We start from the raw sequence: 11,818 nt of genomic DNA, 5'->3' as shown, positions 1-11,818 counted from the left end.
CCAATCCATCTATGCCGATACCGGCGTCCCATCAATGATAGACGTGAAGGGTTAACCCATCAGCGGTATTCGCACCGGCAGTATGTACCCCTAGACAGTTATAATAAAAAACTGTAAATTCGTTTTACTATTAATATTGTTTTTAAAGGAGATTCTTTCATGGGTAACAGTCAACTGGATTTATTAAAAGAACTAGAGCAATACGATACACCTACCATTACTAATGCGGTTGCCACTTATCCGAGCGATAAAGAAAATTGTCTTGGTCTATACAACCCATGGGAAGCAAATTGGTATGCAAATCAATCGCTAAAATGTATGTATCCTGAAATTGGAAGACGGGCAGGCTATGCGGTGACCGTAGTGTATGGGATGCCCGATCCTGCCTTTGGTCGGCTTGAATTTATAGATATTTTGAAGGCAATCGAAAAATCACCAAAACCGGTTATACTTGCGGTAAAACAAAATTTCCCCGAGCACATCAAAAATAAGAATGGTTTATTAGGGGGCAATATGCTGACATCCTTTAAGCAAGTAGGAGTGACAGGAATTGTAACCGACGGCCCTTCCCGCGATTTAGAAGAAATACGCCCACTCCATATTCAATGTATGTTCACCGGGTTAGCCGCAGGTCACGGAAGCTTCGTTATCCAGGCAATAAATGTTCCGGTGGATATATGCGGCATGGATGTTGCCCCCGGCGAGATAATCCACGCAGGGGAAGACGGCGCTGTTAAATTTCCCGCAGGCTATCTGGAAGACGTTGCAGTCCGGGTTAAACGGATTCAGGAAGGTGATGAAAAAAGACAAGCGGCAATACGCGCAACCAATGACCCGGTGAAAATCGCTAAATTCATGAAAGGGATTTATGAAGATTAGATTATGGCAGATAATATACTTATTTTTGATAAAATAGAAAAAGGGCTTCCAACACTGACTAATTCTCAGAAAAAAGTAGCAGATTATATATTGAAAAATCCCATGCAAGCTGCTTTCTCAACCATTGATGAAATTGCACGGATTGTGAAAACCAGCACTACTACAGTTGTCAGGTTTGCATTAACTTTAAAATTTACAGGCTATGCGGAATTACAAAAAAACCTCCAGGAATATCTAAAGATAAAATCAGGTCCTTCAGTAAAACTTGAGATGAATTTTCATAATTTTGAAAATAGAAATAATTTAATCACCGATATCGTACGACAACAATTAGACAATATTAATATAACTTATGCTAATTTATCTGACAATTCCATTATTCAGGCTGCAAAAAAAATCAGCTCCGCTAGACATATCTATGTATTTGGACAACGTAGTTGTCATTGTGTTTCCCATTACTTAGCCTACAATATAAATCGTATATTGGGAAATTGTGATTTCATTTATAATGGCAATTTAGATATTGTTGAGTTCCTCCATCGCATCAGCAAAAAGGATGTAGTAATTTCAATCAGCTTCCCGCGTTATATTACCCAAGTAGTAAATTTTACAGCGCTGGCTCATAAAAGAGGTGCTTTTATTATCTCAGTCAGCGATGGATACTTATCACCCTTTGCTTCTATTTCAGATATATTACTTTCCTCTGAAACTTTAAGCAAAAACTTTCATAACTCTATGACATCATCAATGCTTATAGCTGATATTTTAATTGGTGTGCTTACTGATCAAAATCGCAATAAAGCAAAAACCAATCTTAAAGACGCTGATAAAATATTAAAAGGCATTCAATCAAATGCCAATTTGTGAATATAAGCGGCCATCCATTCACAGCTATAATACGCACATGCCATTGATTAATACTTTATTTCAATTCGTCAGCGATTTTTCGTATTCTTGCTCCTTCCTCTTTCCAAAATTGATTAATTTTATCAAATTGATCTCCAAGACTAAAGTGTCTCACCCCTAAATCAATATAATATTGAGCCGCTTCTACTTTCTTTATTTCGCATCGAGGTTGAATCCCATGCTTTAATGCTACGTCTATCATTTTTCTTTCTTCTGCTTTTAGCTCTTCTATATGTTCATTGCGGTTCCAACCGACACTCAGACTATAATCAGAAGGACCGAATTGAAGCATGTCTACACCTTCAATTGAGCAGATCTCATCAATATTCTTCATTGCTTCTTCACTTTCAATCATAAAACAGATAACAATATCTCTTAATCGTTGGGCATGTTCAGTTTGCGAGACATTTGGACGGGTTCCTATGAATCTTCTCTGCGGTGTACCATATAACCCTTTATCGCTTGGAGTATTAGGTTTTATCATCTTAATACTTTCCTTAACTTCTGCTGGGGTTTCATGATCAACAAATAAAATAGCCTGAAATCCAGATGCGATGGCTTTTTGAGCGGTAAAACCACGATTCATAAAATCCAGTTTTATCATCGTGCCCATATTATGTAATTCTGCAGCTCTTGCTATATTTTCAAGATCAACTTGAGAATAAGGCGCATATTCCGCAGCAAATTCCATATAATCAAAATTTCCGGTTGCACCAAGAGCCTCCGTGAAAAAAGACCATGTACTCCATATTCGAGTACAGGTAGTAGGTTTTCCCTCATTTAAAAGTTTTCTAATTTTGTTCTCATTCATCAAAAATACTCCCTAAATTAAAATGAAATATGGACAACGGTTTATGCCGGCCATATTTGTTTTCCACCATCAATCCTAATAATTTGGCCGCTGATAAATGATGCATCTTCAGAGACTAAAAATCCTACTGTTTGACCTACTTCCTCTGGCCAGCAGTATCTGTCCAAGGACCCGGTTTTACGCAATAAATCTTTATTTAATTCCCGGCTTGCCTTAAATCTTCCGGACAATGTCATACCAGGGGCAATAATATTAACATACACACCATAAGGTCTGCACATGGCAGCTAAATTTCTTGCATATTGGTGTACTGCGGCTTTTGCCGTTCCATAAATTGCCTGTTCTGGTGATGCCCATGTAGCAGATACACTTCCCATCACAACAACCCATCCATATTTTCTTTCAATCATTTCTGGTACAACGGCTTTACAAGTATAAATACATGTAAGTAGATTCCTTTCCAATATTGCTTTAATATCCTCATTGGATATATTAATCGCTAACAGAGGATCTAGAAGTTTTCCGGCATTAGGTCCGGTTTCGCCTTTCGAACTAATGTCAGCACCAGCGCATGGAACAAGGATATCAATCTGACCAAATTGCGAATGAATATTTTCAACCATACTGCTAACTATATCTGGCTTTGTCAGATCACCTAGTACAAACATAGTTTTTACGCTATTTTCTTTTCCAATTTTATCCGCCACCTGTTCTACAGAGTCACCTTCGTTAAATATTTTTGGAGAATCCATTGCCACGTCATGAATAATAACATTTGCCCCACAAAAGGCAAGATGATTTGCTATGGCCTGACCAATTCCTCGACCGGATCCGGTAATTAATGCCGTCTTTCCTCTAAGATGTTTCTCTTTCATCGCTTTATCTCCTAGTCAACTAATTTTTTCAGACATGTAATATTTTTTTTGGATTTTCTGATACCATCATTTTTATTTCTTGATCAGTAAACGAAAAATTAAGAAGCTCTTTAACAAAAGTAGCTAAACCTATGGGTGGAGAAACATCTTCAGATTTTCCTAGATCCGTTGTCATAACACACATTTTTGGTGATATTTTTTTAATACGATCAGCAACATCAGTAATTGATATTTGATTTTTTAATACATTAATATAGCTTTTTTCAATATAAACTCCTAGTTTTGACAATTCGATCTGCATTTCAATCGATACATTTTCAATAGGCCTATCGGGATGTGTTAAATACATTGTCGCTCTACGGGCAATACCTTCTTTGCAGAGAGCATATGATTCTTTCGGACTAAGATGCCCTGTAGCTAATACAATATCAGCGCTTTTTACTAAATCAATGATATCATATACGACTGGCAATAACTTACCTTTTTCATCAATAATTTCTATTCCAGGACCTGAAACCGGGTGCTTTTTAAAATTCGATCCAACCTGATCGTTTTTTGCATGAAATGTTGGCATCCATATTATCGCTGCCCCTAGCAAAATTTCAGATTGAACTGCATACGGATTAATCCCCCCCACAGCCCAATCAAGAGTTAATGCACCATATAATTTGGCTTTTGCACCGCTATATTTATTAGCCAGCTGCGCCCTTGCACAAGTTGTACCGAAATGCGCTTTTATAATAGAACCACCCATTTCGTATTTGTCAAGTTCTTTAGCATATTCAAAATCATCAAAGAGCCTGATATAATGAGAAGGAGCGGTATGTACATGAAGATCATATCCCCCCTTTATTAAGTCAAATTCTTTTCCTGGCATATTACCTCCTAACTAATGTAATTATTTAATTAGATATTGGGCATTAATTAAATCAGCCGCATCCAAAGATTCACCTCTGCTTATCTTTATTATATTTTTTATGCAATGTTTTGCAGCATGAGCATAATTATCAACGGTATTTCCTCCAAGATGGGGCGTAAAAATTACGTTATCGAATTCTGCAAGAGGGTTTTTTTTCACCGTTTCTTTTTCTATTGCATCTATACCCGCACCTAATAATTTACCGCCTTTGATAACCTTTGCAAGAGCATTCAAATCAACAAGCTCCTCTCTTGCTGTATTTATTAATACAGCCTTTACTTTCATCTTTGAAAGGCTCTCCTCATTTATGATATTACGAGTTTCATCAGTAAGCGGCGCATGAAGGCTTACTATATCGGATTGTCGAAATAATTCATCTAACGATTTATAAATAACATTCAACTCCTTTTCTTGATCAGGTTTCAATCTAAAGGGATCATAATAAAGAATGTCTTTAACTCCAAACGCATGAAAAAGACGTGCAACTTTTTTTCCTATATTGCCGATTCCAATAATTCCAATTGTTTTCCCGTTAATAGTATATGAGCGCTTACTATATAATTCTTTTTCATGCTTCCCTGCTAAAATACTATTATGCAATATCGGAATATTGCGAAGTACTGCCAAAGCTAATGCTAATGTCATTTCAGAAACTGATACTGCATTAACACCCGAAGGGATTGCCACAGGAATACCACGGGCGCCAAGGGTTTCAAGATCTACCGCATCAACACCAACTCCCCAACGTTGGATAATTTTAGCCTTCTTTATGTGAGGAATATCTTCTTTCTGAATAGAAAGAGTACGGAGAATAATATAGTCTGCGTCTCCGAATTCAGCATATTCATCCCGAGATGAGATAAATTTTAGCTCAAATCCAGTAGGCAATTCTTCTTTTAGACAAGTCTTCATTTCATCATTAAAAGGTCCAGCAACTACTATCTTTTCCATCTGTTTAAAAACTCCTTTTTATTTTTTTGCCAAGGTATCGGTTTATTAATCTTTGCTCTTGTAAAAATAATTTACTTTATTATTCCAATTTCCCGATAATAACGTTCAGCGCCGGGATGTAGAGGAATAATTGCCTCTGCAGCTACATTAGGCCTGATTTCACCTAAAATTGTATGAGCATTTTTTAAGGCATCAATATTTTCAAAAATAAGCTTTGTGATTTGATATACCGTATTGTCATCAATATCCGATCTACAAACAATACAATTGTTTGTATGAATAACACGAGCATCGCTGTCTGTTTTATACATTGATGCCGGAATAACTGATTGATTAGCATATGAATATTTTTGTACAATAAAATTTGCCTTATCGGGATCAATTGGCACAAGATTTATTTTCTTACTAAGAGCTAAATCCATAATGGATGCGTTTGGACCACCGGTTTGAAAGAAAACAGCATCTACTAAATCATCTTTCATACCGTCAATACCTTCACTATATCCAATATCCAAACTGACCAGATCTTTAAAATCAAGTCCGTATGATTCCAGGATAATTTTTATATAAATCCTTTGCGCTGCACCAGGAGCTCCAACGGATACTCTTTTACCTTTTAAATCTGATACACTTTTGATATTGGCTGACTGGAGGGCAACGATATGCATAGTACTGGGCCAAAGTTTTCCTACGAGCCTCAATTCCTTATTTGCACTCTGGAAAGGGGCTGTTCCTTCCCATGAAAAATAGAGACTTTCAGTTGGCGCTATACCGAATTCTAATTCCCTAGCCTGCAATAAATTTATATTTTCTACACCACCTGCTGTTACTTCTGCAGTCGCTTCAATCCCAGATAGCTTTTGATTAATCAAATTGGCCAAGGCGCCACCAAAAATATAAGAAATACCACTGGTATTAGCAGTTCCTATTGAAATCCTCGTAACTGAACCAGGAACAACTGTATCCTTCTTTTCTGCATCATCCTTTTTTTTACAACCAACAAATAACAATGTTATACTAAAAATCATAACTATACAAAAACAAGTTTTACCTTTCTTCATAACAAGCCTCCTAATAAATAATTATCTACATACAAGTTGAACAGAAACAGTTTATTTGTTTATACCCTCCTTTAATACTAATTTATGACTAAGAAATTGATATAACATAATTGTCACACCTATAGCTAAACCGATCAAGTCAGAAATTAAACCATAATGCATAAGAAGCAATGCTGCTATAAAGAGAAGAATAGATAATGGCAACATAAGCTTATATCCCATTATATACCGCTCAAGTGAACAAGCTACAAAATAGACTCCAATTACCGATGTGATTGTTGCATGAATAATCCGGAGAGCCGAACCAACAAACAATAAAGGTGGTCCAAAACAAAACATATACGGTACAATAAAAGCAGTGATCCCCAAACGGGCAGCCCTCCAACCTGTTTTCATTGGATCACTGTGCGCTAAACCTGCTGCTGCATATGAGGCCAGCGCTACAGGAGGAGTAATGGCTGCAAGTATCCCAAAATAAAACACAAAAAGATGGGCGGCCAACTTTGAAAGTCCCATGTTTGTTAATGAAGGTGCCACAAGTACAGCGAGCATTATATAAGAAGCGGTAGTTGGTAAGCCCATACCAAGAATAAGGGAAGCGATCATAGTCATAAATAGAGCAACTATCAGGTAATTATGGGAATACTGTATTATCAGAGCTGATAATTTTAAACCTAAGCCAGTAAGGGAAAATGTCCCTATAATAAGCCCGGCACAGGCACAGGCACAGGCAACTTCAACGCCACTTTTACCAGCATTTGCTAATGCAAGGAGTAATTTTTTTGGACCAATACGCGAACTTTTTCTGATTAGCCCGATAAAAAATGTTGCAATTGTAGCATAAAAACCCGCTTTCAAAGCCGTATTTCCCGCCATTAATAAGACAATTAGAGCAATAATTGGAATTATTAAATGCCCATTGGCTTTCATTTCTTTTCTCGCATTTGGTAATTCTTCTTTTGGTACACCCATTAGATTGTGTTTCTTACTATAAATATCAATAACAATATAAGCAGCTATGTAATACAATAATGCCGGTATTATTGCAGCTTTCGCTATCTGGAGGTATGGAATACCGGTCATTTCAGCCATAACAAATGCTCCAGCACCCATAATGGGTGGCATAATTTGTCCGCCTGTGGACGCAACTGCCTCTACTGAAGCTGCAAAATCAGGATCCACGCCTGTTTTTTTCATTAAAGGAATAGTAAATGTTCCTGTACTCACCACGTTGGCAACCGCACTTCCAGAAATAGTCCCAAAAAAGCTACTGGCAATAACCGCTGCTTTTGCAGGACCACCGCGCCTACTACCCGTTCCCGCTAGAGCAAGATTGATGAAGAATGCTCCTGATCCTGTTTGTTCCATAACTGATGCTAAAATCAAAAAAACAATAACATATGTTGCAGACGCACCCAAGGGAGATGACATAATGCCTTCAAAAGAATAGGCCATTACACCTATAATCCTACCTACAGAAAAACCTTTGTGACCTAATCCCCCTGGTATATACTTACCAAAGAAACAATAGGCAAGAGCTATACTGGCAATAATTACCATAGGCAGACCAAGCCGACGATAAGTAGACCATAATACTGCAAAAATCATAATAAACCCTACAAGCTTATCATTATAAGTATATAGTCCCGTACGATTAAATAGCCCAACATATTCTATATTAATATAGAGCATTCCTATAAAGGCCCCTAAGGCAAATACAATATCTAACCAAAAAAATATTTTATCTTTTATTGTTTTTGAATCATTTTTTTGCAGACATAAGAACATCCCGATAATGACCATGAACCCCCAATGAATCATCCGGTGTCGAATAGCTGTGAGTTGTCCGAATCCTGATGTATACAAATGATATGCAGCTATTCCTACTCCAAATACAAAAGCCAACCAACCAAAAATCTTTTTCATACCTATGTGTTTTATCGCCTGCATAATAGCCTCCATGAGTTAAGATTTTTGCTCATTTTGCAGATCTATTACCCATTGTGGTGCTAATTGCGGTGTTTTCTTACCTTCTTTCCTTGCCATGGAAAAGCTTTTTATAGTTTTAGCCCGCTCTTTTTCATAGGCAAATTTTTCTTCAGCACTATCTACAATTTCTTCAATTTTTTCCCTGGGGACTACTGTGACACCATCATAATCGCCAACAACAAGATCTCCAGGGTTAACAATTACACCTCCACATTTAACAGTTCCATTTATTATGCCAGGATCCTTTTTAATAACGCCTCGCTGCATAATTCCCCTTGAATAAACAGGGAAATTCAATTCCAAACACCCATTTGTATCCCGACAATAACCATCCACAACCATACCTGCTACACCCATAGCTTGGGCGGATGCCATCATTAGATCGCCAAAATAAGGCCTTTCTTTATACCCCTTACCATCAATAACCATGACATATCCATGCCTTGCTGAATAAATGGCAACATGAATCGGAAAATTATCTCCGTTGTTCGTTTCAACAGTCATAGCCGTACCAACCATTTTTAATTTGCGATTAATAGGCATGATATCTGCATCCATACATCCTTCCCGAAGAACATCCGTACCTTTCATCCCGTCGCATAAAAGTGCACAATTTAATTTTTTAACCCGATTAATAATTTTTTGTGGTATAGGATCTACAAAATCATGAAAATTAGCACCCATATAAACCTTCCTTGTGTTTTAGATAATACATAGAGTAATCAGAACCCCTTCAACAACGAAATACTCTTCTTTGTTGTAATAGTAATAAATATTACTACTTTTCTTTTATGTAATAAATAATACCATATGGTTTTACGGGTGTCAACAAGTTTTTTTACAAATTTTTTTACATAATCCCTAAAGCAAAATTCTCCCGATCTACCTAAAAGCTTCTGAAAGAGGAAATCTCATAAAGGATGATAAGCGCCCTCCCAAAAGCATTCTTCCGTACACCCACAAAGGAGGACGGGTACGGGGGTATCCCTGGCGCTCACACGCAAGTAGAATTTACTTTCGGAGATGCTATGATTTTAATTATCGGGAAGTCGTAGTATTCTGGGCCGAGAGGCCAGAGAGTCGGCGGCAGGTTATACGAGGAAGTGAGGAAGGATGGGGAAACCTGCTGAACCCCGATGGCGGTGATAGGGAAAGTCGGGGCGGTGACCCACAGCAACGGGAGGACGAACGATGCGTGACGAGCGGCGTTTTTGCACCAAGGGATAACCACGGTGGTGGCTAGGACATGGCAACCGGGGAAAATCGGGAAGCAGCGATCCATCAACTGACGGGGCTGGATCGGGAAGAGGCGGAATGGGCGCTTGAGGTGATTGAACACTACGAAAAGCGGATGGTTCGGTTGGATAAGCATATGGCTGCGGAGCGAAAGGGTGACAAACAGATAGAGCGGATTATGAAGGGACCGGGGGTAGACCCGGGGGTATTCCTGGCTTTTGTGGCTTTTTTGGGAGACGGGAGCCAGTTTGAAAACACATCGCAAGTGAGCAATTACTTGGGCTTGGTCTCCCGGGTGGATATGTCGGGAACCATCGTGAAATATGGGGAAACAAATACCTACGGACATTGTTGGTCCAGGCATCCTGGGCAGTGATGCGCTCAAAGAAAGGGAGCGCGTTGAAAGAAAGGTATGAATATATGACAGGTAAATTCTACAAGCGTGCGAGCGCCCGGTACACCCACCGTACTCGCCCGTTTATACGAGGGATATACGCAGGGCTCCTATGATTTATGTCAAGGGAATTTCACAAACTTTTTTAAAGTTTTTCCCCATGACAGCTCCCGTCCCCTATGCAAACGAGCTTAGCTCGCTAATGCCTCAGTAACTATTTTTTCAACCGGTACACCCTTTGAGGGACCGGTGAACTTCCGCGGCTCGTAGTCAGTTCCGCTTCGTAACAAGGTCCATAACAATTCCGCCAGCCTTCGGGCTATGGCAACAATTGCTTTTTTCTTTCCCAAACCCTTCACCACCGTCATATATTCATACCGTTCTTTCAACGCACTCCCTTGCTTTGAGCGCATCACCGCCCAGGATGCCTGGACCAACAACGATCTCAGATACTTGTTTCCCCGTTTTGTTATTCCCCCATATTTCACGATCGTTCCCGACATATCCACCCGGGGTACCAAGCCCAGGTAATTGCTCACCTGCGACGCGTTTTCAAACCGGCTCCCATCCCCTAAAAAGGCCACAAAGGCTAGGGACACCACCGGGCCCACTCCCGGTACCTCCATAATCCGCTCTATCTGTTTATCGCCCTTCCGTTCCGCAGCCATATGCTTATCCAACCGAACCATTCGCTTTTCGCAGTGTTCTATCACCTCAAGCGTCCATTCCGCCTCTTCCCGTTCCAACCCCGTCAGTTGCTTTACCGCTGCTTCCCGGTTTTCCGTGGTTGCCAGGTCCTTCGCCACCACCGTGGTTATCCCCTGGTGCAAAAACAGCCCGTGAAGCGTGTTTATCATCTGCGTCCGCAGCTTTACCGCCCGCGAATGACTGGCTATCAGTTTCCTCCGCCGCATTTCCTGGTCACTCGGCAGCGGCACTGACGGAAGCTGATCATCCCGGAACTGCTCAATGATCCGAGCCAGCTTGAGTGAATCCTCCTTGTCCGTCTTCTTCATCGACCCGTAGATCAAGGCCAGCCGGGATGCGTTGAGTACCACCACCTCGCACCCAACCTGGGCAAGTATCTCCTTCGCCATGATGAACGCCATATTCCCGGCCTCAATCGCCACTTTGTCGGTCTTTTGCAGCTTTTTCCACAACGCTGCACGTCCCGCATCGCTCGTCTTCCCGTTACTGTGGGTCACGGCTCCGGCTTTCCCTATCACCGCCATCGCATAGGTCCTTTTCCCCACGTCGATTCCAACATACCTCCGCTCTTTCATCTTTCTGCTCCTTACGATAAAATAAGGACCAGGAGCAATTATCGGGTGTGGTTCACCGAACTCCTATTCGCGGTCTGCCTGTCTGACAGGCAGCCGCATTTTGTTTTACGGTGGCCGGTTGTAAGTTAATCTCCAAACCGAGGTTCAGTCGGGTTTCCCCATCCTTCCTCGCTTCCCTGCACAACCTGCCGCCGGCTCTCTGGCCCCGTCGGTCCAGAGTACCACAACCCCCCGATAATTAAAATCATAGCATCTCCTGCATTTACTTTCCAAAAAGAATGGAAAACATATAGTCCGGTTCAAGGGCGGCGGTAAAACATCGTTTAGGGCCGATTTTTTCTTCCCCGCATAAGAGGGATTCGGAGCCCTGAGCGTGTCAGAAATTCTGTGTAAATAGCAAGTTATCATTCTTCCCCGTATCGTTTTACCATCTATGCTGATGAACCCTGCTTCCCGTTCCCGCGCCGTTACAGCCCAGCCGGGGCTCCCCGCGGAGGGAGACACCGAAGTCTCC

10 protein-coding genes and 1 pseudogene are annotated in these 11,818 nt (G+C 40.4%); 3 read left to right on the top strand and 8 right to left on the bottom strand.

Annotated elements, in window-relative coordinates:
• Nucleotides 1-159: 159 nt before the first annotated feature.
• Together LQZ19_RS04130 and LQZ19_RS04125 are read left to right on the top strand one after the other, a co-directional pair.
• Nucleotides 160-879, top strand: coding sequence for an RraA family protein (locus LQZ19_RS04130; RefSeq protein WP_411046389.1), 720 nt, complete (start codon nucleotides 160-162; stop codon nucleotides 877-879).
• Nucleotides 880-882: 3 nt separating this feature from the next.
• Nucleotides 883-1,746 carry a MurR/RpiR family transcriptional regulator gene (locus LQZ19_RS04125; RefSeq protein ID WP_411046388.1) on the top strand — a complete coding sequence of 288 codons (864 nt, stop codon included), beginning with the start codon at nucleotides 883-885 and terminating at the stop codon, nucleotides 1,744-1,746.
• A 55-nt stretch (nucleotides 1,747-1,801) separates the two neighbouring features.
• Here LQZ19_RS04125 and LQZ19_RS04120 read toward each other — a convergent pair whose 3' ends face one another.
• The 7 genes from LQZ19_RS04120 to LQZ19_RS04090 all read right to left on the bottom strand — a co-directional run bounded on the left by LQZ19_RS04120 (nucleotide 1,802) and on the right by LQZ19_RS04090 (nucleotide 9,075).
• Entirely contained in the window at nucleotides 1,802-2,596 is a 795-nt protein-coding gene (locus tag LQZ19_RS04120) for an aldolase/citrate lyase family protein (RefSeq protein ID WP_411046387.1), read from the bottom strand.
• A 41-nt stretch (nucleotides 2,597-2,637) separates the two neighbouring features.
• Nucleotides 2,638-3,471 carry an SDR family NAD(P)-dependent oxidoreductase gene (locus LQZ19_RS04115; protein WP_411046386.1) on the bottom strand — a complete coding sequence of 278 codons (834 nt, stop codon included), beginning with the start codon at nucleotides 3,469-3,471 and terminating at the stop codon, nucleotides 2,638-2,640.
• 28 nt (nucleotides 3,472-3,499) lie between these two features.
• Nucleotides 3,500-4,348, bottom strand: a complete 849-nt coding sequence (locus LQZ19_RS04110; protein WP_411046385.1) for a DUF6282 family protein — start codon at nucleotides 4,346-4,348, stop codon at nucleotides 3,500-3,502.
• Between the two features lie 21 nt (nucleotides 4,349-4,369).
• On the bottom strand, nucleotides 4,370-5,341 hold the full coding sequence (locus LQZ19_RS04105) for an NAD(P)-dependent oxidoreductase (RefSeq protein WP_411046384.1): 972 nt from the start codon (nucleotides 5,339-5,341) through the stop codon (nucleotides 4,370-4,372).
• A gap of 71 nt (nucleotides 5,342-5,412) precedes the next feature.
• Entirely contained in the window at nucleotides 5,413-6,402 is a 990-nt protein-coding gene (locus LQZ19_RS04100; protein WP_411046383.1) for a TAXI family TRAP transporter solute-binding subunit, read from the bottom strand.
• A 51-nt stretch (nucleotides 6,403-6,453) separates the two neighbouring features.
• Nucleotides 6,454-8,352, bottom strand: a complete 1,899-nt coding sequence (locus LQZ19_RS04095; protein WP_411046382.1) for a TRAP transporter permease — start codon at nucleotides 8,350-8,352, stop codon at nucleotides 6,454-6,456.
• Nucleotides 8,353-8,367: 15 nt separating this feature from the next.
• Complete coding sequence (locus LQZ19_RS04090; protein WP_411046381.1) at nucleotides 8,368-9,075, bottom strand: RraA family protein; 708 nt, start codon at nucleotides 9,073-9,075, stop codon at nucleotides 8,368-8,370.
• Between the two features lie 562 nt (nucleotides 9,076-9,637).
• On the opposite strand from LQZ19_RS04090, the pseudogene LQZ19_RS04085 reads away from it, so the two are divergent.
• Nucleotides 9,638-10,137, top strand: a pseudogene (locus LQZ19_RS04085) (transposase).
• Nucleotides 10,138-10,212: 75 nt separating this feature from the next.
• Here the strand turns inward: LQZ19_RS04085 and LQZ19_RS04080 are convergent.
• Nucleotides 10,213-11,304: an IS110 family RNA-guided transposase gene (locus tag LQZ19_RS04080; protein WP_411046380.1), complete on the bottom strand. Its 1,092-nt coding sequence runs from the start codon at nucleotides 11,302-11,304 to the stop codon at nucleotides 10,213-10,215.
• Nucleotides 11,305-11,818: the final 514 nt, after the last annotated feature.

This window comes from Treponema primitia (genome assembly GCF_046533075.1).
In the GTDB taxonomy this organism is placed as follows: Bacteria; Spirochaetota; Spirochaetia; order Treponematales; family Breznakiellaceae; genus Termitinema; species Termitinema primitia_B.
This window is presented reverse-complemented; position numbering and strand designations above follow the sequence as displayed.